This window comes from Amycolatopsis methanolica 239, from assembly GCF_000739085.1.
GTDB classification, from domain to species: Bacteria; Actinomycetota; Actinomycetes; order Mycobacteriales; family Pseudonocardiaceae; genus Amycolatopsis_E; species Amycolatopsis_E methanolica.
Map to the genome: position 1 here is coordinate 5,435,947 of NZ_CP009110.1, position 23,867 is coordinate 5,459,813.

General features: G+C 71.9%; 30 protein-coding genes and 1 pseudogene. 17 read left to right on the plus strand and 14 right to left on the minus strand.

What is annotated here, in order from left to right; translation table 11 throughout:
• Positions 1-28: 28 nt before the first annotated feature.
• Positions 29-436 carry a RidA family protein gene (locus AMETH_RS26420; protein ID WP_017984207.1) on the minus strand — a complete coding sequence of 136 codons (408 nt, stop codon included), beginning with the start codon at positions 434-436 and terminating at the stop codon, positions 29-31.
• On the opposite strand from AMETH_RS26420, the gene AMETH_RS26425 reads away from it, so the two are divergent.
• From AMETH_RS26425 to AMETH_RS26440, 4 genes are read left to right on the plus strand one after another with little or no spacing between them, the layout of a single operon-like run.
• Positions 320-1,789, plus strand: coding sequence for an FAD-dependent monooxygenase (locus tag AMETH_RS26425; protein WP_156131869.1), 1,470 nt, complete (start codon positions 320-322; stop codon positions 1,787-1,789). The two genes, AMETH_RS26420 and AMETH_RS26425, sit on opposite strands and share 117 nt — an antisense overlap.
• A 24-nt stretch (positions 1,790-1,813) precedes the next feature.
• Entirely contained in the window at positions 1,814-2,425 is a 612-nt protein-coding gene (locus AMETH_RS26430; protein WP_017984209.1) for a TetR/AcrR family transcriptional regulator C-terminal domain-containing protein, read from the plus strand.
• A 9-nt stretch (positions 2,426-2,434) separates the two neighbouring features.
• Positions 2,435-2,839, plus strand: a complete 405-nt coding sequence (locus AMETH_RS26435; RefSeq protein ID WP_017984210.1) for an MmcQ/YjbR family DNA-binding protein — start codon at positions 2,435-2,437, stop codon at positions 2,837-2,839.
• On the plus strand, positions 2,836-3,357 hold the full coding sequence (locus AMETH_RS26440) for a hypothetical protein (protein WP_017984211.1): 522 nt from the start codon (positions 2,836-2,838) through the stop codon (positions 3,355-3,357). Before AMETH_RS26435 ends, AMETH_RS26440 begins: the two co-directional genes overlap by 4 nt.
• On the opposite strand, the gene AMETH_RS26445 is transcribed toward AMETH_RS26440, so the two are convergent.
• The 4 genes and pseudogenes from AMETH_RS26445 to AMETH_RS26460 form a co-directional block, all read right to left on the minus strand.
• Positions 3,335-4,093 carry an ABC transporter permease gene (locus tag AMETH_RS26445; RefSeq protein WP_017984212.1) on the minus strand — a complete coding sequence of 253 codons (759 nt, stop codon included), beginning with the start codon at positions 4,091-4,093 and terminating at the stop codon, positions 3,335-3,337. The two genes, AMETH_RS26440 and AMETH_RS26445, sit on opposite strands and share 23 nt — an antisense overlap.
• Positions 4,093-5,020, minus strand: a pseudogene (locus tag AMETH_RS42775) (ATP-binding cassette domain-containing protein). Before AMETH_RS42775 ends, AMETH_RS26445 begins: the two are co-directional and overlap by 1 nt.
• A 127-nt stretch (positions 5,021-5,147) precedes the next feature.
• Complete coding sequence (locus tag AMETH_RS26455; protein WP_017984214.1) at positions 5,148-5,330, minus strand: hypothetical protein; 183 nt, start codon at positions 5,328-5,330, stop codon at positions 5,148-5,150.
• Between the two features lie 151 nt (positions 5,331-5,481).
• Positions 5,482-6,906: an MFS transporter gene (locus tag AMETH_RS26460; RefSeq protein ID WP_026153391.1), complete on the minus strand. Its 1,425-nt coding sequence runs from the start codon at positions 6,904-6,906 to the stop codon at positions 5,482-5,484.
• Positions 6,907-6,991: 85 nt separating this feature from the next.
• On the opposite strand from AMETH_RS26460, the gene AMETH_RS26465 reads away from it, so the two are divergent.
• Both AMETH_RS26465 and AMETH_RS26470 read left to right on the plus strand, forming a co-directional pair.
• A complete protein-coding gene (locus AMETH_RS26465; protein ID WP_017984216.1) occupies positions 6,992-7,390 on the plus strand; it encodes a MarR family winged helix-turn-helix transcriptional regulator in 399 nt (132 codons plus the stop codon).
• Positions 7,391-7,451: 61 nt separating this feature from the next.
• Positions 7,452-8,441, plus strand: a complete 990-nt coding sequence (locus tag AMETH_RS26470) for a YihY/virulence factor BrkB family protein (RefSeq protein ID WP_017984217.1) — start codon at positions 7,452-7,454, stop codon at positions 8,439-8,441.
• Here the strand turns inward: AMETH_RS26470 and AMETH_RS26475 are convergent, their stop codons facing one another.
• The gene (locus tag AMETH_RS26475) at positions 8,442-9,776 is read right to left on the minus strand and encodes an MFS transporter (protein WP_017984218.1); all 1,335 of its coding nucleotides are present in this window, start codon (positions 9,774-9,776) and stop codon (positions 8,442-8,444) included.
• Between the two features lie 131 nt (positions 9,777-9,907).
• On the minus strand, positions 9,908-10,246 hold the full coding sequence (locus tag AMETH_RS40820) for a hypothetical protein (protein WP_017984219.1): 339 nt from the start codon (positions 10,244-10,246) through the stop codon (positions 9,908-9,910).
• Between the two features lie 487 nt (positions 10,247-10,733).
• Here AMETH_RS40820 and AMETH_RS40825 point away from each other — a divergent pair, with 487 nt between their 5' ends.
• The 4 genes from AMETH_RS40825 to AMETH_RS26495 all read left to right on the plus strand — a co-directional run bounded on the left by AMETH_RS40825 (position 10,734) and on the right by AMETH_RS26495 (position 12,400).
• On the plus strand, positions 10,734-11,114 hold the full coding sequence (locus AMETH_RS40825; RefSeq protein ID WP_223842938.1) for a sigma factor-like helix-turn-helix DNA-binding protein: 381 nt from the start codon (positions 10,734-10,736) through the stop codon (positions 11,112-11,114).
• Entirely contained in the window at positions 11,102-11,410 is a 309-nt protein-coding gene (locus AMETH_RS40830) for a sigma-70 family RNA polymerase sigma factor family protein (protein WP_267283449.1), read from the plus strand. The genes AMETH_RS40825 and AMETH_RS40830 overlap by 13 nt, the downstream gene beginning before the upstream one ends.
• A 105-nt stretch (positions 11,411-11,515) precedes the next feature.
• Positions 11,516-11,932 (plus strand): hypothetical protein, encoded by a 417-nt coding sequence (locus AMETH_RS26490; protein WP_017984220.1) that lies wholly within the window; start codon positions 11,516-11,518, stop codon positions 11,930-11,932.
• 87 nt (positions 11,933-12,019) lie between these two features.
• Positions 12,020-12,400: an STAS domain-containing protein gene (locus tag AMETH_RS26495; protein WP_017984221.1), complete on the plus strand. Its 381-nt coding sequence runs from the start codon at positions 12,020-12,022 to the stop codon at positions 12,398-12,400.
• Here the strand turns inward: AMETH_RS26495 and AMETH_RS26500 are convergent.
• A complete protein-coding gene (locus tag AMETH_RS26500; RefSeq protein WP_017984222.1) occupies positions 12,397-12,855 on the minus strand; it encodes a DUF2269 family protein in 459 nt (152 codons plus the stop codon). The genes AMETH_RS26495 and AMETH_RS26500 overlap by 4 nt on opposite strands.
• Before the next feature lie 130 nt (positions 12,856-12,985).
• Between AMETH_RS26500 and AMETH_RS26505 the strand changes: the two genes are divergently transcribed.
• Positions 12,986-13,948 carry a GlxA family transcriptional regulator gene (locus AMETH_RS26505; RefSeq protein WP_026153392.1) on the plus strand — a complete coding sequence of 321 codons (963 nt, stop codon included), beginning with the start codon at positions 12,986-12,988 and terminating at the stop codon, positions 13,946-13,948.
• Between the two features lie 113 nt (positions 13,949-14,061).
• Positions 14,062-14,679, plus strand: a complete 618-nt coding sequence (locus tag AMETH_RS26510; protein ID WP_017984224.1) for a TetR/AcrR family transcriptional regulator — start codon at positions 14,062-14,064, stop codon at positions 14,677-14,679.
• Between the two features lies 1 nt (position 14,680).
• On the opposite strand, the gene AMETH_RS26515 is transcribed toward AMETH_RS26510, so the two are convergent.
• The 3 genes from AMETH_RS26515 to AMETH_RS26525 are packed head-to-tail and all read right to left on the minus strand — an operon-like array spanning position 14,681 to position 17,276.
• Entirely contained in the window at positions 14,681-15,148 is a 468-nt protein-coding gene (locus AMETH_RS26515) for a flavin reductase family protein (RefSeq protein ID WP_017984225.1), read from the minus strand.
• Positions 15,145-16,077: an alpha/beta hydrolase gene (locus tag AMETH_RS26520; protein WP_017984226.1), complete on the minus strand. Its 933-nt coding sequence runs from the start codon at positions 16,075-16,077 to the stop codon at positions 15,145-15,147. Before AMETH_RS26520 ends, AMETH_RS26515 begins: the two co-directional genes overlap by 4 nt.
• A complete protein-coding gene (locus tag AMETH_RS26525; protein WP_017984227.1) occupies positions 16,074-17,276 on the minus strand; it encodes an acyl-CoA dehydrogenase family protein in 1,203 nt (400 codons plus the stop codon). Before AMETH_RS26525 ends, AMETH_RS26520 begins: the two co-directional genes overlap by 4 nt.
• Before the next feature lie 66 nt (positions 17,277-17,342).
• On the opposite strand from AMETH_RS26525, the gene AMETH_RS26530 reads away from it, so the two are divergent.
• From AMETH_RS26530 to AMETH_RS26545, 4 genes are read left to right on the plus strand one after another with little or no spacing between them, the layout of a single operon-like run.
• Entirely contained in the window at positions 17,343-18,815 is a 1,473-nt protein-coding gene (locus AMETH_RS26530) for an APC family permease (RefSeq protein ID WP_017984228.1), read from the plus strand.
• Positions 18,779-18,967: a hypothetical protein gene (locus AMETH_RS26535; RefSeq protein WP_017984229.1), complete on the plus strand. Its 189-nt coding sequence runs from the start codon at positions 18,779-18,781 to the stop codon at positions 18,965-18,967. Before AMETH_RS26530 ends, AMETH_RS26535 begins: the two co-directional genes overlap by 37 nt.
• 9 nt (positions 18,968-18,976) lie before the next feature.
• Positions 18,977-19,228 carry a GNAT family N-acetyltransferase gene (locus AMETH_RS26540; protein ID WP_017984230.1) on the plus strand — a complete coding sequence of 84 codons (252 nt, stop codon included), beginning with the start codon at positions 18,977-18,979 and terminating at the stop codon, positions 19,226-19,228.
• Positions 19,229-19,251: 23 nt separating this feature from the next.
• Positions 19,252-19,839 carry a hypothetical protein gene (locus AMETH_RS26545; RefSeq protein ID WP_223842939.1) on the plus strand — a complete coding sequence of 196 codons (588 nt, stop codon included), beginning with the start codon at positions 19,252-19,254 and terminating at the stop codon, positions 19,837-19,839.
• Between the two features lie 254 nt (positions 19,840-20,093).
• On the opposite strand, the gene AMETH_RS26550 is transcribed toward AMETH_RS26545, so the two are convergent.
• Both AMETH_RS26550 and AMETH_RS26555 read right to left on the minus strand, forming a co-directional pair.
• Positions 20,094-20,735, minus strand: coding sequence for a CoA transferase subunit B (locus tag AMETH_RS26550; RefSeq protein WP_020486727.1), 642 nt, complete (start codon positions 20,733-20,735; stop codon positions 20,094-20,096).
• A 2-nt stretch (positions 20,736-20,737) separates the two neighbouring features.
• The gene (locus AMETH_RS26555; protein WP_017984234.1) at positions 20,738-21,454 is read right to left on the minus strand and encodes a CoA transferase subunit A; all 717 of its coding nucleotides are present in this window, start codon (positions 21,452-21,454) and stop codon (positions 20,738-20,740) included.
• Between the two features lie 147 nt (positions 21,455-21,601).
• Between AMETH_RS26555 and AMETH_RS26560 the strand changes: the two genes are divergently transcribed.
• A complete protein-coding gene (locus AMETH_RS26560) occupies positions 21,602-22,378 on the plus strand; it encodes an IclR family transcriptional regulator (RefSeq protein WP_017984235.1) in 777 nt (258 codons plus the stop codon).
• A gap of 246 nt (positions 22,379-22,624) precedes the next feature.
• Here AMETH_RS26560 and AMETH_RS26565 read toward each other — a convergent pair whose 3' ends face one another.
• On the minus strand, positions 22,625-23,794 hold the full coding sequence (locus tag AMETH_RS26565; RefSeq protein WP_017984236.1) for a flavin-containing monooxygenase: 1,170 nt from the start codon (positions 23,792-23,794) through the stop codon (positions 22,625-22,627).
• Between the last annotated feature and the right edge of the window lie 73 nt (positions 23,795-23,867).

A 23,867-nucleotide genomic window follows, 5' to 3' on the forward strand; every position in this document is an offset into this window, starting at 1 on the left:
ACCAAATATATACCCATATGGGAATGCGTCAAGGGATCCAGGCAACCGCATCGATTTCGACCAGGTAGCGGGGGTCGAACAGGGCCTGGACGCCGACGAGCGTGCTCGCCGAACGCGTCGTCACCCCGGCACGCAACGGCGCGAGGATCGCCTCCGCCAGCTCCGGCCGGTACCCCACGACGTAGATCGTGTGCTTCACCAGGTGCTCACGACTCGTGCCCGCCGCGGCGAGCGCGATGTCGATGTTCCGCACGATCTGCTCCACCTGCGCGCCGTAGTCACCCTCGCCGACGAGTTCCCCGTCGACGTTCCAGGCGACCTGCCCGGACAGGAACACCAGCCGCGACGCGGGCACGGCGACGGACAGGCTGAACATCTCCGGCAGCGCGAAGAGCCCGGCCGGGTTGGCGTACTGCGGCATCTCACTCTTGGTCATCGACCCACCCTAGGCTATGTTTGGTCAGCGACCAAGAACATCGTCATCGTCGGAGCGGGCTCGACCGGGCTGTCGCTGGCCGCGGAACTCCGCCTCGCGGGCGCCGAAGTCACCGTCCTCGAACAGCGCACCGAACGGGACTCGCACTCGAAGGCCCTCACCATCTACCCGCGCACCATCGAGGTGCTGCCCTCACGCGGCGTCGAGCAGCCGTTCCTGGCCGAAGGGATCCCGGTCCCGCAGGGGCATTTCGCCGTACTCGACGACCGCCTGGACTTCGCCCTGCTCGACACCGATTTCCCGATCACGCTGGCGCTCCTGCAGGCACGCACCGAGGAACTGCTGGCAGACCACGCGTGCGAGGCGGACGCGGACATCCGGCGCGGCCACCGCGTCACCGGCCTCACCGAACACCCCGGCGAGGTGATCGTGGCGGTCGCCGCCGCGTACGTCGTGGGCTGCGACGGCACCCGCAGCACCGTCCGCGCCGCAGCGGGGATCGACTTCCCCGACACGTCCGCGTCCGTCTACGGCTGGATCGGGGACGTCGTGCTGACCGACCCGCCGTCCGCGGGCTCCTACAGCCGCGCGACCGCGGACGGCCTGCTCCTGGCCGTCCCGCTGCCCGGCGGCCTGCACCGGCTGGCCGGCCACAGTCCTGGCGACGTCCGCGCCGACCACCCCGGCGAACTCACCCTCGGCGAGCTGCGCGCCAAGGTCACCGCCATCGACGGCCGGGACTTCGGCATGCACTCCCCCGCCTGGCTGTCCCGGTTCTCCAACGCCCGCCGCCAGGCCACCCGCTACCGCCGGGGACGCGTCCTGCTCGCCGGCGACGCCGCCCACACGCACATGCCGGCCGGCGGCGTCGGGCTCAACGTCGGCCTGCAGGACGCGATGAACCTCGGCTGGCAGCTGGGGGCCGTGGTTCGCGGCGAGGCGCCCGACGACCTGCTCGACACCTACCACGACGAAGGCCACCCGGTCGGCGCCGAACTCCTGGAACACACCCAGGCGCAGACCGCGCTGATGACCGCGTTCACCCCGGACGGCCGCCGGCTGCGGTCGCTGCTCAGCACCCTCATCGCCGAACAGCCAACGTTCGCCAGGGCGCTCGCCGAGCCTCTGTCCGGTCTGTCCGTCCGCTACCCCTTCCGGCTCCTGCACGCGGGACGCCCGGTTCTGCTGGACTTCCGCGACGAGCCAGGTCCCGCCACCCCCGGCGCCGTCGTCCACCACGGACGCCCGCTGGGCGACCGGCCGGACTGGGCCGCACTTGACACGGCCCTCATCCGCCCCGACGGCCACAGCGCGGACGTGACCCCCCGCGGCGAGCCTGATCAGCACCCCTGACGGCGACCTGGCTAGCATCGCCCGGTGATCACCCGGAACGGCGACAGCCGGCGCGACGAGATCGTCCGGGTCGCGCTCGCCCTGCTCGACGAAGAGGGCCTGGAGGCCGTCAGCCTGCGCGCCGTCGCGCGGCGGCTCGGTGTCCGGCTCAACACCGTCTCCTGGCACGTCAAGACCAAGGCGCGGCTGCGTGAGCTGATGGCCGACGCGATCTTCGCCGGCATCTCCCTCGACGGGCTCCCGGACGACTGGCGGGACCGCACCACCGAGCTGGCCCACCGGTTCCGCCGTGCGCTGCTGGCGCACCGGGACGGTGCGTTCGTCGTCGCCGGAACGTTCGTCGCCGAGCCGGCCACCCTGCGCGCCGCGGAAGCGCTGGTCGCCGCCCTGCTCGACGGCGGCCTCGAACCGCGCGACGCGGGCTGGACCTGCTGGACGATCCTCTACTTCACGCTCGGCCTCACGCAGGAGGAGCAGGGCGCGACGGGCGCGGTGGCCGGCCTGCTGGAGTCCGCGGTCACCCCGGACAGCCACCCTGCGCTGGCCCGCGTGCTGCCGCACCTCGTGGACAACGAGTTCACCCGCCGCTTCGAGTTCGGGCTCGACCGCATCCTGGACGCGGCCGCACGTGGCTAGCCTGAACCCATGACGTTAGGCGAACTCAAACGACTGTGCCTGTCGCTGCCGGGGGCACGCGAGGAGTTCCCGTTCGGCGAGGCCAACAGCGTGTTCAAGGTCGCGGGCAAGATGTTCGCCCTCAGCCCGCTCGAGTCGAAGCCGCTGCGGGTCAGCCTCAAGTGCGATCCGGACCTGGCGGTGCAGCTGCGCCGCGACCACCCGGAGATCACCGCCGGGTACCACCTGAACAAGCGGCACTGGAACACCGTCGTGCTGGACGGCGGCGTGCCCGAGGATCTGGTGCGCGAGATGGTCGAGGACTCCTACGACCTGGTCGTTTCCGGGCTGCCGCGCCGCGAGCAGGAGAAGCTGCGGTGGGTCGCGCTCAGCCAGGAGAAGACGCCGCGCGGATCCGGCAAGCCGGCCCGGTGACCGTCGAACTGACCCTGCTGCCGCGGGTGGCCTGCCGCGGCCGGGCTGGGCAAGAGGGGCTCGCGCTGTGGCGGCAGGCGGTGGCCCGTCAGCGGGACAGCGGCGTGCTCCCCCTGCCGGATGCGCCCGGCCTGGACGCGTGGACGCTGGAACTGCTCTGCGTCACGGTGATCGCGCACGCCCAGCGCGGAAGGCTCGACCTAGTCGCCGACCTGGTCACCGAGCTCCCGCCGCTGGCCCCGCCGTTGTTCAGCGAGAGCGCGGCGAAGGTGCCCGCCTACCTGATCGGGATGGCGGTGCGCGGCACTCTTCTGCTCGCGCTCGGGGTGCTCGCGCTCGACCGCGGGGACCGCACCGGGGCGCGGCTGGTGGCGCTGGCCGAGCGGCTCGGGTTCCTGCGCAACTTCCAGCCCACCATGACACCGGCCGGGTTCCGGGCCGCGGCCGAGAAAGCCGACGGGCCGGACGAGCTGCGCCTGGCGGCGCTGGACCTGCTCAGCGGGTCGGCTCCCGGTTGAAGAGGCGCTTGGACCAGAAGTAGCCGAGGACGGTGATCCCCGCGCCCCAGCCGTACCAGCCGATCGGCGTGCCGGCGAGCAACCCGCGCAGGGTCTCGATCACCGCGGTGAACGGCTGGTACTCGGCGAACCAGCGGATGCCGGCGGGCATCGAGTCCAGCGGCACGAAGGCGCTGGACAGGAACGGCAGCAGGAAGGTCATCGGCAACACGACGTTGCTGGCGCCCTCCGGCGTCTTGGAGAGCTGGCCGAGCGCGGCGGAGAACCAGCTCAGGCCGAGCGTGAGCAGCAGCAGGACGGCGGCCGCGAGCAGCCAGTCGCCGAAGCCGGCCGAGGTGCGGAAACCCATCGCGACGGCCACCGCGAGAACGATCACGAGGCTCACCACGGTCTGGATCACGTTGCCGACGACGTGTCCGGTGAGGACGGACGCGCGGGCGATCGCCATGGTGCGGAAACGGGCCACGATGCCCTCGGTGAGGTCGGTGCAGATCGCGACGGCCACCGGCATCGAGGCCGAGCCGATGGTGAGCAGCAGGATGCCGGGCACGAGGTAGCCGAGGTAGTCGCCGCCGGCCGGGGCGCCCGCGATGCCGTTGCCGATCGCGCCGCCGAACACGTAGTTGAACAGCAGCAGCATCATGATCGGGACGGCGACGACGCTCGCGGTCATCGACGGGTAGCGCAGCGCGTGGCGGAGGTTGCGGCGCAGCATGGTGGCGGAGTCGGTGAACATCAGCGGGAGACCTTCTCTTCGGTGGGGTGTCCGGTCAGGGCGAAGAAGACGTCGTCGAGGTCGGACGTGTGCACCGACAGGCCCTCGGGCTCGATGCCGGCGTGATCCATGCCGTCGAGCAGCGCGCGCAGCGAGCGGACGCCGCCGTCGCTGGGGATCTGCAGGGTGCGGGCCTCGTCGTCGCGGGTGACCTCGCCGAACGTGCGGGCGGCCAGGTCGAGCGCGCGGTCGTCGGCGAAACGGAGCTCGACGTGCCCGCCGGGGATGCGGCGCTTGAGCTCGGCCGGGGTGCCCTCGGCGACGAACACGCCGTGGTCGAGCACCGCGATGCGGTCGGCCAGCTCGTCGGCCTCCTCCAGGTACTGGGTGGTGAGGAAGACAGTGACGCCGCGGGCGACGAGGTCGCGGATGATCTCCCACATGGTGTGGCGGCTGCGCGGGTCGAGGCCGGTGGTCGGCTCGTCGAGGAAGATGATGCGCGGCTCGCCGCCCAGGCTCATCGCGAGGTCCAGGCGGCGCCGCATGCCGCCCGAGTAGACCGCGGCGAGCTTCTTGCGTGCCTCGACCAGGTCGAAGCGTTCGAGCAGCGCGGCCGCCCTGCGACGGCCCTCGGCCTTCGGCAGGTGGTGCAGGTGCCATCAGCCAGAAGTTCTCCTCGGCGGTCAGCTTGTTGTCGACGGCGGAGAACTGCCCGGTGACGCCGATGGCGGCCCGAACGCGGTCGGCTTCCGCGGCGACGTCGTGCCCGGCGATGCGGGCGCTGCCGGAGTCGGCCCGCAGGTAGGTCGACAGGATCTGGACCATGGTCGTCTTGCCCGCGCCGTTGGGCCCGAGCAGGGCGAAGATCGAGCCGGCCGGGATGCGCAGATCGATCCCGCCGAGCACGACCTTGTCCCCGAACGCCTTGCGCAGCCCGGCGACCTCGATGGCCGGGTGGTCGTGGTGGTGGTCAAAGCCCCCTCCTCCGTGTGCTGTCCCGTTGCTGGTGACGAACTTCGGAGGAGGCGGCTTCAGAAGGGCTTCAACGCGGTTTCAGCGGTGGCGGGGCGGGGTTTCAGGGGCCTTCCCCCGGACGGCGGTGGCTCAGCCAGCGTTCGCCGAGCGAGTCCCAGATCCCCTGGTATTCGCCGAACATGCGGCGGACCACCTCGCGGTCCACCTGCTCCGGCGGGGTCTCGGCCAGGTAGTAGGTGAGGTCGTCGCGCAGCCGGTAGAAACGGTACTGCGTCTCCTCCATGAGAACCCACAGCGAGCGTCAGGCGAAGAACGGTTCGAGGGTGTTGACCACGGTCACCAGCGCGACGAGCGCGAAGCCAAGGCTGCGCCGCGTCGGCCGGCTGTCACGCGAGTTGGGGCCCCCCGAGGACGGGCCCCACCACCCCCATGGCTCAGACCCGGGCCAGTTCCGGTTCCGGCGCCCGGCGCGGGCGCACCACACCGGACACCGCGATCAGCAGTCCGAGCGCCGCGATTCCGTTGATCACCGCCAGCGCCGGGGTCAGCCCGGTCAGCAGGTTGCCCTCACCGCTGCCCGTCAGCACCGCCGTCACGATCGCCAGTCCGATCGCGCCGCCGACCTGCAGTGACGTGTTCAGCAGGCCACCGGCGAGTCCCTGCTCGTTGTCGCTGATGCCGGTCGTCGCCTGGATGTTCAGGGACGAGAAGGCCAGGGTGAAGCCGATGCCGAGCAGGATCATGCTCGGCAGCAACGAACCGGCGTACCCCGAGTGCTCGTCGACGCGCAGGAACAGCACGTACGCGAGCACGTGCGCCAGCACGCCACCGAGGATCGTGCGCGACGTGCCGACCCGGTCGATCAGCGGCTCGATCCGCGGCGAACCGAACGCGACGATCAGCGCGGCGGGCAGGAACCCGAGCGCGGTCTCCAGCGCCGACCACCCCAGCACGTCCTGCAGGTACAGCATCACCACGAACTGGAACCCGATGTAGGCCCCGAAGAACAGCGCCGCCCCAAGGTTCGCCCGCGCCAGCTGCCCGGAGCGCAGGATGCCCAGCCGCAGCAACGGGTGGCTGCTGCGCTTTTCGATCAGCACGAACGCGGTCAGCAGCGCCGCCGCGACGACGAAGGTGATCAACGTCTGCGGCGAGGCCCACCCGGTTTCCGGCGCCTCGACGACACCGAACACCAGCAGCAGCGACCCGGCCGCGCCGGTGATCGCGCCGGGCAGGTCGTAGCCGCCCGCCGTGTGGTCCCGCTCGTAGGCCGGGACGACCTTGATCGCCGACACCAGCGCGATCAACGCGATCGGCACCGGCAGCAGGAACGTCCACCGCCAGCCGACCTCGGTCAGCAGCCCGGAGAACACCAGGCCCGCCGAGTACCCGCTGGCGCCGAACACCGCGAAGATGCTGATGGCGCGGTTGCGGGCCGGGCCCTCCTGGAACGTCGTGGTGATGATCGACAGCGCGGCCGGCGCGGTGAAGGCCGCCGCGAGGCCCTTGACGAACCGGCTCGCGATGAGCAGCGCGCCGTTGTCGAAGAGGCCGCCGAGCAGCGACGCGACCGCGAACACGGCCACCGCGACGAGGAACACCCGCCGCCGCCCGAGCAGGTCCGCCGTGCGGCCGCCGAGCAGGAGCAGCCCGCCGTAACCGAGCACGTAGCCGCTCACGACCCACTGCAACGCGCTGGTGGACAGGCCGAGGTCGGCCTGGATGGACGGCAGCGCGACGCCGACCATCGAAACGTCGAGGGCGTCCAGGCCCACGACCGTGGACACCGTGAGCAGCACGGCCCACAGCCGTGCGTCCCACCGCGTCGATGTGGTGGACAGGTGCGCAGGAGAAGTCATGGCAGCCAGATTACATGCGCGCGCATCTAATGTAAGAGGATTTAATGTCTTTGCATCAAATTCCCGTGCATGCTATGGTGTCGCCATGGGTGACGTCGCCGAAGGCCGGCTGGTGCAGCAGTGGCACGAGTTGCTGGCCCTGCACGCGACCGTCTTCGGCGAGCTGGAATGCCGCCTGCAGGACGAGCACGGCATCGGGGTCAGCGAGTTCGAGGCCCTCGAACGGCTCGCGACCGGCGACTTCAAGTGCCGCTCCGCCGACCTCCTGGAAGCGGTGCACCTGAGCCAGAGCGCCACCTCGCGCCTGGTCGCCCGCCTGGAGAAGGAGGGCCTGGTCGAGCGCGCGATGTGCGAGCAGGACCGGCGCGGCATCTTCGTCTCGCTCACCGACGCCGGACGGCGCCGTTACGAGGAGGCGAAGCCGACCCACCGCGCGGTGCTGCGTGCCACGCTCGGCGAGGCGCGTCTCACGAAGGCCGGTTGACCCGCCGCTCCACGGGGTAGCTCACCGCCATCGCGCAGACGCCGAGGGTGGGAGTGCAACCGTGAGCGAGCACAACAGGGAAAGCGTTGTCAGCAGGGCGAAGGCCGGCCTCGACCGCGTCGACGCGGTGCAGCAGGAGCACACCGCGCTGTCCGTGCCGGTCGCCGTGGTGAAGAAGTTCCTCGAGGACCAGTCGACGCAGCTGGCGAGCATGATCGCGTTCTGGGCGTTCTTCTCGATCTTCCCGCTGTTCCTCGTCCTGATCACCCTGCTCGGGTTCTTCGTGCCGGACGACCTGAAGAACGACGTGCTGGGCAACGTCGGTTCGATGTTCCCGCTCCTCGATCCGGCCACGATGCAGGGTTTCGGCGGCTCGGCGTGGGCGTTGATCCTCGGGCTCGTGACCGCGCTGTGGAGCGGGATCGCCGTCGTGCGCGCGACGCAGACCGCGTTCAACTCGGTGTGGGAACTGCCCTTCCACGCACGCCCCAGCCTGCCCGTGCAGATCGGCCGCAGCCTGCTGGTGCTGACGACGATCGGGCTCGGCCTGGTCGTGAGCACGCTCATCAGCGGCTTCGTCTCCAGCGGCAGCGACCTGCTCGACCTGGGCTGGCTGGGCCGGATCCTGGGTTACGCGATCGCGATCGTCCTGGACGTCGGGTTGTTCGTCGCCGCGTTCCGGATCCTGACCGACCGCGAGATCACCACCCGCGACGTGCTGCCCGGCGCGCTGCTGTCCGGCGTGCTGTTCTGGGTGCTGCAAACGCTTTCGTCGCTGATCATCAGCCGCTACCTGCAGAACGCGCAGAGCACCTACGGCACGTTCGCCACGGTCATCACGCTGCTCTGGTGGTTCTACTTGCAGAGCATCATCACGCTGCTCGGCGCGCAGCTCAACGTCGTGCTCAAGGACCGGCTGCACCCGCGCGCGCTGGTCGGCGCCCCGGAGACGGACGCCGACCACCGCGCCTACGAGTCCTACGCGGAGGAACGCTCCTACCACGAGCAGGAACGGGTGGACACCGAGTTCCCGCCCGAGCAGCGCCGTTGACTACTCGGCGCCGGTGACGAAGGCCTCCCGCTCGGCGGCGGGCCGCTCCCGCAGGGCGAGGACCGCGGCGAGCGTTACCAGGCAGGCGACCAGCATGTACCCCGACACCGACAGCGATGTGCCAGTCTCGCCGACCAGCCAGGTCGACACCAGCGGCGCGAACCCGCCGCCGAGGATGGCGCCGAAGGCGTAGGCGAAGGACACCCCGCTGTACCGGATGCCGGCCGGGAACAACTCGCTGTACGCGGCCGCCTGCGGGCCGTAGGTCAGGCCGAGCCCGAAGCCCAGCACGATCACCGCGGCCAGCATGAGCGGCACCGAGCGGGTGTCGAACAGCAGGAAGAACGGGAACGTCCAAGCGCCCATCGCCAGCGTGCCGACGAGGTAGGTGCGCCGCCGCCCCCAGCCGTCCGACCAGTGCCCGGCCAGCACCGTGAACACACCCCACGACACCGCGCCGACCATGCCCACGAACAACATCGTGGTGCTGGACAGCTTGAGCGTGCGGGTGCCGTAGGAGTTGATGAACGCGATCAGGATGTAGCCGACCATGTTGTTGGCGATGAACAGCCCGATCGCGACCAGGAGCTCACGCCGGTTGGTGCGCAGCAGCTCGGCCAGCGGCGCCGACCGGCGGGCGCGGCGGGCGCGCAGCTCGCTGAACACCGGGCTCTCCGACACCCTGGCCCGCACGAAGAAGCCGACCGCGATCAGCACCACGCTGAGCAGAAACGGGATCCGCCAGCCCCAGCGCGCGAACTGGTCGTCAGTGGTCGCCGCCGACACGCTGAAGAACACCAGGTTCGCCAGCAGCAGCCCGATCGGCACGCCGATCTGCGGGAACGAGCCGAAGTAGCCGCGGCGGCCGGGCGGCGCGTGCTCCACCGACATCAGCGCCGCGCCGCCCCACTCGCCGCCCGCGGACAGGCCCTGCAGCAGCCGCAGCACGACGAGCAGGACCGGGGCCGCAACACCGATCGAGTCGTAGCCGGGCAGCAGACCGACACCGATCGTGGAAATTCCCATCAGCAGCAGGGTCGCGACAAGAACCGCCTTGCGGCCGACCCGGTCACCGAGGTGCCCGGCGACGATCCCGCCGATCGGCCGCGCCACGAAGCTCACCCCGAGCGTCGCGAACGAGGCCAGCAGCGCCGCGGTTCCGTCCAGGGAGGGGAAGAACTGCTTGCCGAACACCAGGCTCGCGGCCGAGGCGTAGATGAAGAAGTCGTACCACTCGATGGTCGTGCCGACGAGGCTCGCGCCGACGACGCGGCGCAGCTGCCGGCCGTCGTGCGCCGAGCTCGTCCGGGCCGAGGCCTCGGGCGTGTGCGTCATGGGCCATCCCTTCCCGCCATTGGAAAGAAGATCAACGGTTTGATTAGTTCCCTGGCAACCTAGATCCCACAGTGCCGGAAGACCAGTGGCGGGTGCAGACCTTTACCGTCCTGAGACCTTCGACGGCCCGGTCACAGGAAGTCGCGCAGCCGGGCGGCGAAGGCGACCGGGTCGCCGGCGAAGCCCGTGTGGTCGCCGGGGAACCGGACCGGCTCGATCCCCAGCTCCTTCGCCAGCGCCTCGGACGTGCGTTCGCACAGCTGGCCGGCGGACTCGGCACCGATGCCGACCACCACGGGACGGGTGCGCAGGACGTCGAAGTCCGGGGTCCAGCGGGTGGTCGGGCGGTACATGTGCGCGTACTGGAAGTCCGCGTCGGCCCGGTCCTGCTGGCTGGGCTCCTGCGCGAAGAGCTGCTGGAAGACCGGCTCCGGGAGGTGGATGCCCGCCATCACCAGGAACTTCCGCATGGCACCGACCGGGTCGCCGCCGAAGTGGGTCGCGATGACCTCCTCACCCTGCGCACGGATCCGGTCGGCTTCCAGGAGCAGGTCGCTCAGCGGCGGTTCGTGCGCGATGACGGTGGTGACCAGGTCGGGGCGCGCCTGGGCGAGCGCGAGGACGCTGACCGCGCCGCCGCTGGACCCCCAGCACCACGGCCGGGCCGGCGTCGGCGTGCTCGATGAGCCGGGCGAGGTCGTCGGCGCGCATATCCGGCGTGGAATCCTGGTCCGGGTCGTCGACGGGGCTGCGGTAGGACGGTGTGGTCGGTGGCGAGCAGCTCGGCGAGCGGGGTGAACGAGCGCGCGTCCATCGGTGCGCCGACGAGCACGACGAGCGGGCCGTGGCCGCGGATCTCGTGGTAGAGCTCGGCGCCGGGGACGACTCGGCGTTCACGCGGCTGGTCGAGCCGCTGCGGCGGGAGCTGTGGAGCGGCGCGGCAGGCGGGCGCTGCCGATGGACCTCGGACCGTCCAGCGAGCACGTGGTCGCCGGGGACGCGCCGCGGACGGACGTCGCGTGGCTCGGGCCGTACCCGACGGGGCCGGACGCGCGGGCCGAGCAGCGGGAGGCGGTCGAGCTGGCGTTCGTGGCCGCGTTGCAGCACCTGCCGGGGAACCAGCGGGCGGCGCTGGTGTTGTTCGAGGTGCTGGGGTTCTCGGCGGCCGAGATCGCGTCGATCTTGGGCACTTCGGCGGCGTCGGTGAACTCGGCGCTGGAGCGCGGCGTGTGGTGCCGGCGCGGGAGCCCGCGCCGCCCGACGCGCGGGTGCGGACGCTGGCGTCGGACGCCCGGGCACTGGAGCGGGGCGACGCGGACGCGCTGGTGGCGTTGCTGACGGAGGATGTGACCTGGTCGATGCCGCCGATGCCGCACTGGTACCGCGGGATCGACGCGGCGATGTCCTTCGCGCGCCGGTACCCCCTCGCGTCCTGCGGCTCGTGGCGGCACCGGATCGTCGGCGCGAACGGGCTGCCCGCGGCGGCGTCCTACTTGCGCTCGACGCCGGGCGGCGCGTTCGAGAGCTGGTCGATCAACGTGCTCCGGCCGCGGGACAGGCGGATCGCGGAGATCACGTCGTTCGTGGGGCGGGAGCACTTCGCGGTGTTCGGGCTGCCGGACGCGCTGGACTGAGCCGGCACAGTCCTCTGTGGACCGGTTTACCGTCGGTAACCCCTGGGTAAACCGAGGATCCTCCGGTTGACGAGTCAGCGGAGGAGGTGGTGCATCGTGGATGACATGGTGCATCGGCCGGATCGGTTCACCAGCGTCGTCGACGGGCCGTCCGAACTGGCGGCCCTCCGGCGGCGGGTGCGGGTCATGCTCGCGGGCGTCGGCGAAGAGCACGTGGTCGACGCGCTGCTGGTGACCGATGAAATCGCCGGAATCGCCTGGCTGTCCACGCGCCAGCCGTTCACGTTGCGGCTGGGCTGGGCGGGCGCGGACACCATCCGCGTCGACGTCACGATCGCCGCGGAGCCACCCGCCCGCGGGGAACTCGGTACGTCGGCGCAGGTCCTCGACGAGATCGCCACCAGGTCGGGCATGACGCCGCGCCGCGGCGAAACGGTGCTGTGGGCGGATGTCCCGGTCGCCGCACCGGCCACGCCGGACGGTCCGGCGCTGGACGCGGTGCACGTCACGGAACCGGCGTGACGGTGGTCGCCGGTGGTCCGGGATCGGGGCCACCGGCGACGGCGGTTAGAGTGTCCGGGCTGAACTACCGACCGTGGAGGGGAATCCGTGCCGCAGGCCTTCGCCACCCGCTGGACGCGCGAGGGCAGCGAAGTCGTCGTCACCATCGCCGGCGAGGTCGACCTCACCACGGCGCCCCGCGTCCGCGAAGCCGTGAAGGACGCCCGCGACAGCGTCGCCCCGGTCGCGCTCACCACCGTGATCCTCGACCTGTCCGAGGTCGAGCACCTGGACTCCCTCGGCCTGGCGGTGCTGGTCGAGACGGCCGCCGAGTGCCACTCCGCCGAGCAGGCGCTCGCGCTGGTCTGCCCGACGCCGGTCGTCACGCGGCCGCTGGAGATGACCGGGCTCGACGGCATCCTCACGATCACCGCGTCACTGGAGGAGGCCCGCGAGGCGGCCCGGAAGTACCTCTCCGGCAAGGCCTAGGCGCTGGTCGTGGAGCCGGGGCGGACGATCATCAGCACCGTGACGACGGCCCAGAGCACGTTGAAGATCCCGGTGTACATCGCCAGCCGCGCGGGCGCGCGTGGTTCCGGTTCCGCCTGCTCCGCGATCCCGTCCAGGATGCCCTGCTGGCGCGGCAGCACCACCAGCACGAGCACGGCCGCCGCGATCGCGGTGAGCACGATGGACACGATCACCCACGCGTCGCCCGTCACGCCGAGGCTGCCCGCGGTCGCGAACCCGAACACCGGGATCGCGATGCCGACCGCGGCGTAGACCCGGCAGATGCGGTGCAGCGTGCGCAGCACCGCGAGATCGTGGTCGGTGCCGCCGGTGGCCCGGCGGGTCGCGGCGGGGAACATGCTGGCCGCGACGGTGACCGGGCCGATCGCGACCAGCGCCGCGAGCACGTGGAGGGAGAGCAGTACCTTCGTCACGCACCGGGACGGTAACGGCCGCCGGTGATCACCGGAACTGGCTCGATGGCCAACTTCCACCGGATTCTCGCCAACCCGCTGACCAGGCCGGTCCTGGCGGAACGCCGTGGCGAGGACCTACGGTGTCGCCATGCACACGGTCGCCGTGCTGGCGCTGGACCAGGTGGTCCCGTTCGACCTGGCCACCCCGATCGAGATCTTCACCAGGACCCGCCTGCCCGGCGGCCGCCCGGCCTACCGGGTGCGCGTCTGCGCCCCGACCCCGGAGGTCGGCGCGGGCGCGTTCACGATACGGGCCGAGTGGGGCCTGGAGGCACTCGCCGACGCCGACACGATCATCCTGCCCGGCTGCGCCGACCCGACGGTGCCGGTGCCGGAAGACGTGCTGGACGCCCTGCGCAAGGCGGCCGCCGACGGCACCCGGATCGCGTCGATCTGCGCGGGCGCGTTCGTCCTCGCCGCGACCGGGCTGCTCGACGGCTTGCGCGCGACGACGCACTGGGTGGCGGCGGACCTGCTCGCCCGGCGGCACCCGGAGATCGAGGTCGACCCGGACGTGCTGTACGTGGACAACGGCCAGTTCCTCACCTCGGCGGGCGCCGCGGCCGGGCTGGACCTGTGCCTGCACCTCATCCGGAGCGACCACGGTTCGGCGGTGGCGGCCGACGCCGCGCGCCTGTCGGTGATGCCGCTGGAGCGGGAGGGCGGCCAGGCGCAGTTCATCGTGCACGACCAGCCACCCGCGCCGCGGGGTTCGGTGCTGGAGCCGGTGCTGCGGTGGATGACCGACCACCTCGACCGGGACCTGACGCTGAGCGACATCGCGGCGCGGGCGGGCATGAGCACGCGGTCGGTGAACCGGCGCTTCCGCGAGCAGACCGGGACGACGCCGCTGCAGTGGCTGCACCGCGAGCGGATCCGGCAGGCGCAGTACCTGCTGGAAACGACGCGGCACCCGGTGGACCGCATCGCGGGGCAGGTGGGTTTCGGGTCGCCGACCGCGTTCCGCGAGCGGTTCCGGCGGGTGGTCGGCACGAGCCCGAACGCCTACCGGGCCGCGTTCCAGCGGCGGGAACCGGGCACGCTCACGTAGCGGCCACCGGAGCCCGTGCGGCCCCGCACCTCACCACTGGTTCAGCCCGCGCATCGCTTACGGGGCTCCATCGCGACGAGTCCGTCCCGTCCAGTCCTGGTACTGTCCGGGACATGACCCGGACCCGTCGCGCGCCCAGTGGCGCCGCCGTGCTGCGTGTCGAGCTCACGGACGCCATCGTCGAGGTCGTGATCGACGAACTCGCCGAGAAGGGCTACGCCCGCACCTCGATGGACGGCGTTGCCAGGCGGGCCGAGGTCGGGAAGAGCTCGCTGTACCGCCGGTGGTCCTCGAAACAGGACATGGTGGCCGACGCGGTCTCCCAGCTGAGCGTCCCGCTGGTCGACATCCCCGACAGCGGCTCCCTGCGCGGCGACATCGAGCGCGCCTTCGAGATGGTCGCGCAGTGGCTCAGCGACGAGCGTCTCGGCCGGATCCTGCCCGACCTGACCGCCGAGGCGAAGCGCAACCCGGCACTGGCCAAGGCCCTGACCGAGCACCTGGAGAACCCGCGCCGCGCCAAGGCGGAACCGGTGCTGGACCGCGCGATCGCCCGGGGCGAGCTGCCGCCGGACGTCGACCGCGAACTGGCGCTCGACATCTTCGCCGCCCCGATCTACTGGCGCTACACCGTCCGCCGCACCGAGATCACGCCCGAGTTCCTGGCGACGCTGACCGACTCGACGCTGGCGTTCCTCGGCGCCCGCCCAGCGAAGAAGCGGCGCAGGTAATTCACCGCAGCACCCGGAACGTGCTGCGGTGGAACACCACCGGCTCCGCCCCCGGGAAATCCCGCAACGCCGTGATCCCGAGCAGCGCGATGACGTGGTCACCGGCGTCGACCTCACCGGTCAGCCGGCATTCGAGCTGCAGCGCGCTGTCCTCGACCAGCACGGCGCCGCCTCGCGCCACCCACGGCACCCCGGCGAACCGGTCCCCCTCCGGCATCGCCAGGCTGCGGCAGATCCCGCCCTGCCCGGCCGACAGCACGCTGACCCCGAGCTCCGGCGCCGCCCGCAACGTCCGCCAGGTCCGCGACGCCTTCCGCACGCACACCGAAACCAGCGGCGGGTCCAGGGAAACGGCGGTGAACGTGCTCGCGGCCATGCCCACCGGTTCGCCGCCGACCAGCGCGCACACCGCCGCCACCCCGCTCGGGAACTGGCCGAACGCCGCCCGCAACGTGGTCCCGTCGATCATGTCGCCACTCCTTCCAGCTCGAACGCGCCGCGGATGAACTCGACCGCCGGGCCGATCACCTTCGGGCTGCTGAACACCGCGGTGGCGTGGTCCGCACCCGGCACCACCTCCAAAGTGGACTGTCCGCCCGCGGCGATCACCGCCTCGTGCAGCCGCCTGCTCTGCCCGAGCCCGGACCGGCGGTCGGCGTCGCCGTGGCTGATCCGGAACGGCGGCACCCGCGGCGCCGCCGCCACCGCGCGGGACACCGCCGCCCCGGCCACCACCCCGGGCCGCGCCGTCAGCGGGAACCCGAAGAACTGCGCGCCGACGTCGACGGCGTTGCGCAGACCGGCCGCCGTCGGCTCGAACGCGTCCTCCACGATCGTCGAGAAGTCCGTGACCGGGTAGTGCAGCACCACCGCGGACAGCCGCGCGGACGCCGCGGGGTAGTCGCCGACGAGCCGTCCGATGCGGTCGGTGAGCGCGGCCAGCGCCATCAGGTACCCGCCGGCGGAACTGCCCCACCCGGCGACGCGCACCGGGTCCAGCCCGTACCGGTGGGCGTGGACGCGGACCCACCGGATCGCGGCGAGCACGTCCTCGACCGGCTCCGGGTACCGCGCCTCGCCGGCGAGCCGGTAGTCCACCGACGCCACCGCGATCCCGTGCCGCGGCAGGCTCGCCCACGGCCCCATTTCCTTGACCCCGCCGAGGAAACTCCCGCCGTGCGCGTACACCACCACCGGCACCGGGCCGGTCGCGCCGAGCGGGACGTGCAGGTCCAGCGTCAGCGGCCGCCAGCCGACCGGGATCGCGTACTTGACGTTGAGGTACGACTCGGCGTCGCCGAGGATCCGCACCGGGCGGACCGTCCACAAGCGAGGGTCAGCCAGGTGGTGCGAGGCGGGCCGCACGAAGGCGACGTCGGACGGGTGCGGCAGCGTCATGCCTTGCGCACCCCCGGCAGGTAACGGCCGGCGTCGGGGATCTCGCCGTTCAGCTCGGCGGCGCCGACGAACGCGTTCTTGGCATCGATGCTGTCGTGGCTGGCGAACGTGCGGGCGTTGCGCCAGAACCGGTCCAGCCGGTACTTGTTGGCGGTGCTGCGCGCGCCGGTGAGGTCGTGCACGCGCGCGGTGACGTCCAGGGCCGCCGTGGTGCACACGACCTTGACCTTGAAGAACTCGGTCATCAGCGCGCGCAGGTCGGTCGTGTTGTCGGAGTTCGCCAGCTTCCGGCAGGTGTCCAGCAGGTAGGCGCGGCCCGCGGCGAGTTCCGCGGCCATCTCGCCGATCTGCCGGTGCATCAGCGGATCCTCCATGGCGGAGGCGAACATCGGCATGCTCGCGCGGTTCAGCCCGCGCAGGTACTCCAGCATCGCCGCGTACGCGCCTTCGCCGATTCCCTGCAGGAGCAACGCGTGGCCGGGCAGCACGAGGTCGACGAACACGACCTCCGACTCGGGCGCCGCGTAGTGCCAGCCGTCGGGCACGAACACCTCGGCGTAGGTGATGGTCTGGCTGATCGTGCCGCGCTGGCCCATGTTGTCCCGGTCGCCGTGCACCTCGACGCCGGGCGCGTCGAGCCGGATCAGTGCGTGGTGTCGGGACGTCGCGCCGTCCGGCCCGGTGAGGCGGAAGCTGACGTTCGCCAGGTCGCGGCCACCGCCGCCGCTGTTGGTGTTGAAGGTCTTCACGCCGTTGACGACCACCCCGCCGTCGACCCGGCGGCCGGTGACCGGTCCGGTGCCGCCGGTTTCGGCGTTGGAGGCGACGATGCGCCGCCCCTGGGAGATCAGCTCGTCGGCGAGCGCCTGCTTGGTCGACACGGGCAGCGGCGCGGACATCACCTCGCGGGCCTGCAGCGCGGTGGTCGACCAGCACTGGCCGGTCGACCCGTCGCCCGCGGTCACCTCCAGCGCCGCCTCGACCACCCGGTCCCAGCCGGCGAAGGTGCCGCCCGTCCACAGTCCGCCGAACTCGACGGGGACGTTCGCGCGCTGCAGACCGGCCTCACCGAGCAGGCGCATCGCCTCGGTGGGATCGACCCCGCGAGCGTCGACCTCGACGCCCAGCTCGGCGATGCGTGGCCGGAGCGCCCTGGCGCGGTCGACGACCTCGTCGTAGCACGATACCGTATCGACCACTCGCGAGCGCTGTTCCGTGGCGTGGTGGGGGACCGCCATTCACCCCCCAGTAGTCCAGGAGTGCTCATGACCCCAGACGGAAACTACCACCGGTTGCGCCCCAACGCGGTGGGCATCTTCGACATGATCCTCATGGTGATCGCGGCGACCGCACCGCTGACCGCGGTCGCCTCGAACCTCTCGCTGAGCCTCGCGTTCGGCGCAGGCACCGGCACTGTCGGCGTGCTGGTCCTCGTGCTGGCGATCCTGCTGGTGTTCTCCGCGGGCTACGTGGCGCTGAGCCGCCAGGTGGTCAACGCGGGCGCCTACTTCGCCTACATCGGGTTCGGCCTCGGCCGTCGCATGGGCGGCGCGTCGGCGCCCGTGGCGACGCTGGCCTACAACGTCGCGGCGGCCGGGATGTCCGTGGCCGTCGGGCACTTCGGGCACGCCGGGCTGTCCGCCTACCTCGGCGTGAACGTCCCGTGGTGGGTGATCGCACTGGTGGCGGTGGCGGCCACCTGGGTGGTCGGCTACTTCGGCGTGACGATCGCGGGCAAGGTGAACGTCTTCGTCGCCGTCACCGAGTTCGCGGTGCTGCTGGCGTTCGCGATCGCCGTGCTGGTGCGGCGGCCGGGCGGGTTCTCGTTCGACGTGCTCGCGCCAGGCAGCGTGTTCGGCGGGAACTTCGGGCTCGCCGTGGTGTTCCGCATCCTGTCCTTCGCCGGGTACGAGGCCGCGGCCATCTACGGCGAGGAGGCGCGGTCGGCGCGGCGGAACGTCGGCCGGGCAACGTATTCCGCGCTGATCGTGCTGGCCGTGACGTTCGTGTTCGTCATGTGGGCGATCGCGGCCGCGTTCCCGGACGCGGCCGCGACGGCGCAGGCCGATCCCGGCGCGCTGCTCGTCTCGGCGATCACCGCCTACCTCGGCGGGTGGGCCGGGCCGGTGCTGAGCCTGATGATCACGTTCAGCTTCTTCGCCGCGGCGCTGTCGTTCCACGCGATCGCGTCGCGCTACATGTTCTCCCTGGCACGCGACGGTTTCCTGCCCCGGGCACTGAGCCGGGTGCACCACCGGCGGCGGACGCCGGTGTCCGCGGGGACCGTGCAGCTGGTGGTGTGCGTGCTGGTGGTGGTGCCGTTCGCGGTGGCCGGCGCCGATCCGATCGCGACGTACTTCCCCGCGGTCTCCGGGATCACCGCGCTGGCGATCATCTACCTGATGGCGGCGTGCTCGGCGAGCATCGTCACCGCGGCCGCGCGCGGGCGGATCAGCGGGTCCACCTGGGCGGTGCGGGTGGCGCCGTCGATCGCGTGCGTGGCGCTGATGAGCTGCGGGGTGGTCATCGTCGCGCACTACACGGAGATCACCGGCAGCGGTTCGCCCGTCATCAGCGCGCTGCCGCTGACCCTCGTCGCCGCGGCCTACGGCTGGCTCGCGGCGCGGACCCGGGCCGCGCGGAGGCGCAGCGCCTCGGCGACGAGGACTGGACGCTGCGGCAGACCGCCGAGGCGGGGTACGTGGCGTTCACGACCGTCGGCAGCGGCGGGCCCCTGACGCCGCACCGGATCCGCAACCTGGAGGACCACGCCGTGACGCACTACATTGTGGAGCTGATCAGCGAACCTTCGCCGAGCCGGGTGGAGCTGCCGTCGGAGACGAACGACCGCGGCTCGGCGGTGGACGTCCGGACGGGCGAGCCGTTCTAGGGAGGTCACGTGCGAGTCACCCTGCGCCCCGCGACGGAGGGCGACCGCGAGTTCTACGAACTGCTGCCGGAGTTCCAGGGACGCGGCGTCGGGAGCAGGCTGATCACGGACCTGATCGCCGACGCGGACCGGCGCGGGCTGGCGGTGGAACTGGACGTGCTGGCCGTCAACACGCGGGCGTACGAGCCGTACCGGCGGCTGGGCTTCCGTGAGGTGCGCCGTGGTCGCAAGATCGCGATGAGGTATCGCGGAACGCCTTGATCGGTTACGGCATCATAACCGGCGTGAAGCGTGGTTCAATCGTCCGGACAGTAGCGGTGGTGGCGGCGGCGCTGGCCGCCTCGGCGTGCGGATCGTCCTCTTCGGACGCCCCGAGCGCGCCGGCGACGAGCAGCAGCGCCCCGCCGCCCATCGTGGAGCCCACGACGCCGCCGGGTACTTCGCTGACCGTCGGGCAGCGCGCGGTGGTCAACTACTCCGACGGGATCGACGAAGGCCTGCTGGCGATCACCGTCACCGCGATCGAGCAGGCCGACCAGAACGAGTTCCGGACCGCGTTCGGCGACAAGGCGCAGGGGCTGACGCCGTACTGCATCCGCTACACCGTGGAGAACCTGACCGGGACCGATTTCGGCACCAAGGTGGGCCCGACGCTGGAGGCCCTGGCCGGCGACGGCGAGACCACGGGAACGTTCATCACGGGCGACATCCCGAGCTGCGCACCGCGCCTCTCCCCCGGCGACTTCGACCACCCGGGCGCGCGGTACGAGAACGCGGACCTGGACGCGACGTCGCCGGACGACCCGGTGGTGGCGGCCCGCTACGACGGCAACGACTACGACGGCAACCCGCTGGTGTGGCGGATGCCCTGACGCTGGGCGCGGAAGGCGTGCGGGCCCCGGCGGGGCCGCCGGGCAAGCCGCGCCGTGACCAAGCGGGTCTGTCGGCGAGCCAGACCGTCACTGCGCGCCGGGCAAGCCGTGCAGCGACGGAGCGCGACTTCCCGACAAGCCGCACCGCGCCCGCGGGGCCGCCGGCAAGCCGCGCCGTGGCCGAGCGGCTTGCCGGGCAACCCGTGTGGTGACCGGGTGGGACTGGCAACCAACGGTCCCACCCGGTCGCAGTCCTAACCCGCTACCGGCTCCAGCACCTTCGCACCGGTCTTCTCCTGCAGCTCTTCCTCCGTGACGCCCGGCGCGAGGCGCACCAGGCGGAGGCCCTCCGGTGTCACGTCCAGCACCGCGAGGTCCGTGATGATCCGGTCCACCACGCCCGCGCCGGTCAGGGGCAGCGTGCACGTCTCGACGATCTTGGGACTGCCGTCCTTCGCCACGTGGTCGGTGATCACGATGATCCGCTTGGTGCCCGCGACCAGGTCCATCGCGCCGCCCATGCCCTTCACCAGCGCGCCGGGCACGGTCCAGTTCGCCAGGTCGCCGTTGGCGGCCACCTGCAGCGCGCCGAGGATCGCGAGGTCGATGTGCCCGCCGCGGATCATGGCGAACGACGTCGCCGAGTCGAAGAAGCTCGCGCCGGGCTGGACGGTCACCGTCTGCTTGCCCGCGTTGATCAGGTCGGCGTCCTCCTCGCCCTCGAACGGGAACGGGCCGAGGCCGAGGATGCCGTTCTCGCTCTGCAGGGTCACCCGGACGCCGTCCGGGATGTGGTTGGCCACCAGCGTGGGGATGCCGATGCCGAGGTTCACGTAGTCCCCGTCGCGCAGTTCCGCCGCCGCCAGCGCGGCCATCTCGTCGCGGCTCCAGCCCATGGTCACGCCTCCGTCCCGGCGAGCGCCCGCGGGCGCACCGTGCGCTTTTCGATCTCCTTCTCCCGCGGCGTGGCGACCACCAGGCGGTCGACGAACACGCCGGGGGTGATGACCAGGTCCGGGTCGACATAGCCGTCGAGCAGGACCTCGGTCTCCACCACGGTCACCCGGCCGCAGGTGGCGACCACCGGGTTGAAGTTGCGGGCCGCCATCCGGTAGACGAGGTTGCCCTCCCGGTCGGCGGTGTGGGCGTGCACCAGCGCCAGATCGGCGACGATGCCGCGCTCCTGCACGTAGGTCTCGCCGTCGAACTCGGCGTGCGGCTTGCCCTCGGCCACCGGCGTTCCCACGCCCGTCTTCGTGTAGAACGCCGGGATACCGGCGCCGCCCGCGCGCATCCGCTCGGCCAGCGTGCCCTGGGGCGCGAACTCGACCTCGACCGAACCGTCCAGGTACTGCTGCGCGAACAGCTTGTTCTCCCCGACGTAGGACGCGATCACCTTACGCACCTGCTTGTTCTCCAGCAGCAGCCCGAGGCCCTTGCCGTCCACACCCATGTTGTTCGACACGATCGTCAGATCGCGGACCCCGGCTTCGCGGACGACCTCGATCAGGTCATAGGGGATGCCGGACAGACCGAAGCCGCCGACCGCGATCGTCATGCCGTCTCGCAGCGCGCCTGCCATCGCGTCGGCGGCCGCGCCGAACACCTTGGACACGTGAACTCTCCTTCGAGCGTCCGTGGGATGAGCACCTGCCCGCAGTCAAGACGACCTGGGGAAACCCGGTCAAGCGCGCCTTCTGGATCTCTCGTCAGGTGAACGGCTCGCGGTTTGGCGTTCACTGAGTGGACGTACGATGGCGACATGCCGCCCGCCCACCTGATCGGCCGGGCCGCGCTGGTGCTGCGTGCGCTGTCCGCGGCCGGCGAGCCCGGCGCGTCGACCTCGGACGTGTCGCGGCTGACCGGGCTGGCCCGGCCGACGGTCCACCGGTTGCTGGCGGCGCTGGCCGACGAGGGGTTCGTCGACCGCGACCAGCGCAGCGGCCGCTGGTACCTGGGCCCGGAGCTGTACCTGCTGGGTGAGTCGGCGGCCGCCCGCTACGACGTGACGCAGCACGCGCGGGCGAGCGTGCACCGGCTCGCCGCGGCGACCGGGGAGAGCGCGTTCTTCTCCGCCCGGCGCGGCGACGAGACGGTGTGCCTGCTGCGCGAGGACGGCGACTTCCCGATCCGGTCGTTCGTGCTGTACGAGGGCGCGCGGTTCCCGCTGGGCGTGGTCTCAGCCGGGCTGGTCGTGCTGTCGCTGCTGTCCGACCGGGAGATCGACGACTACCTGGCGCGGGTCGACCTGACGGAGCGGTGGGGCGCGGCGCACGCGCCGGGGCCGCTGCGGGAGCGGATCGCCGAGACGCGGGAGCGGGGGTACGCGGTCAACCCGGGCCTGGTGGTCGAGGGCAGCTGGGGCATGGCGGCAGCGGTGTTCGGCTCGTCCGGGGAGCCGGCGTGGGCGCTGACGCTGACCGGGGTGGAGTCCCGATTCCGCGAGCCGCGGCGGGCGCAGCTGGGCGCGCTGCTGCTCAAGGAGGCCCACGCGCTGACGACGGCCCTCCGCGCGGACCGGCAGCACGGCGGGCTCTGACGCTGGGGCCGGGGGTTCGGGCACCGCAGGCTGGTGCGGCGGTGGGCCGATCGCCCGCACCAGCCAAGCTGGGGCCGGGGTGCCGTTGCCGGGCGGCAAGGCGCGCCTCACTGCTGACCGGCCGAGAAGGGCAGCCCGCAATCCGCCGGCCCCCATCCCGGCAGCGGCCGCTCGCCGCGCGGCGGGCGCCGCGCGGGGAGCGGGGTGCGGCGAGCGGCGCGCCAGGGCCCCCGCGCGGCCCCGGCGTCACCGGTCGAGCGTCCGCAGCGCCCGCTGGTACAGCCGTCGCGCCTCGGTCAGGTTTCCGTGCGCCTGATGGTCCATCCCGAGCGTCGTCAGGCCCGCCGCGGACACCTCGGGGGCGCGCCGGGCCAGGTGGCGGACCACGTACTCGGCGTCGCGGCCCGCTCCGCCCACCAGCATCGAGCTGAACGAGTGCAGGAACGGCAGCCCGACGAAGTACAGGCCGGGCACCGACGTCACGCCGCGCTCCTGCTCGGGGTAGCCGTCCTCGCCGGTGACGGGCAGGTCGATCCACCCGTAGTCGGGGCGGAAACCGGTGCACCACACCACGTTCGCGACCTCCACCACGCGTCCGTCCGCCAGCACGGGAATGCCGTCCCGGACGCCGGTGGTCTTGTCGACGACCCGCTCCACACCGGCCTTGCGCAGGTCCTCCTTCTTGACCCGGATCAGCGGCCCGCCGTGCCCGCGCACCTCCGCACGCAGCTTGCGGCCCACCGCCCGGTTCACGGTGAGGACCCGCGTCGCGGCGAACCACAGCACCCGCAACGCCACCGACGCGACGTGGCTTTCGAAGTAGAACGGGATCTCGCCGGTGTCCGTGCCGGACAAGATCGTCGGGTGCTCGCGGGCAACCTCGTAGGCGATGTCCGCGCCGGAGTGGCTGGCGCCGACGACCAGCACCGGCCCTGGCCGCAGCTGCGCCGGGTTGCGGTACTCGCTCGAGTGCATCTGACAGATCTCCGGGCTCAGCTCGCCCGCGAAGGCCGGGATGGACGGGGCGCCCCACACCCCCGAGGCGACCACCACGTTGGCGGCCTCGAACCGCTGGCCCCCCGCGGTCACCACGAACTCGCCGTCCTCTTGCGACAGCCGCTCCACCCGCGTGCCGCAGCGCACCGGCAGTTCGAACCGGTTCGCGTAGGCCTCCAGGTAGTCGGCCATCTCGTCCCGCGTGGGGAAACTGGCGGGTGGCGCGGGGAACCGCATCCCGGGCAGGCCGTCGTAGCGCGCCGGGCTGAACAGCCGCAGCGAATCCCAGTGCCGCCGCCACGAGTCGCCGATCCGCTCGTGCGCGTCGAGAATCACGAACCGCCTGCCGTCGCGGGCCAGGTGGTACCCGGCCGAAAGCCCGGCCTGCCCGCCGCCGATGACCACCGTGTCGAACCTCATCGTGCACCTCCAGCTTTTCCGAGGAGACCGACGCTAGGCCGCGGCCCGTCGCGGAACTTCGGGTGAACGACCC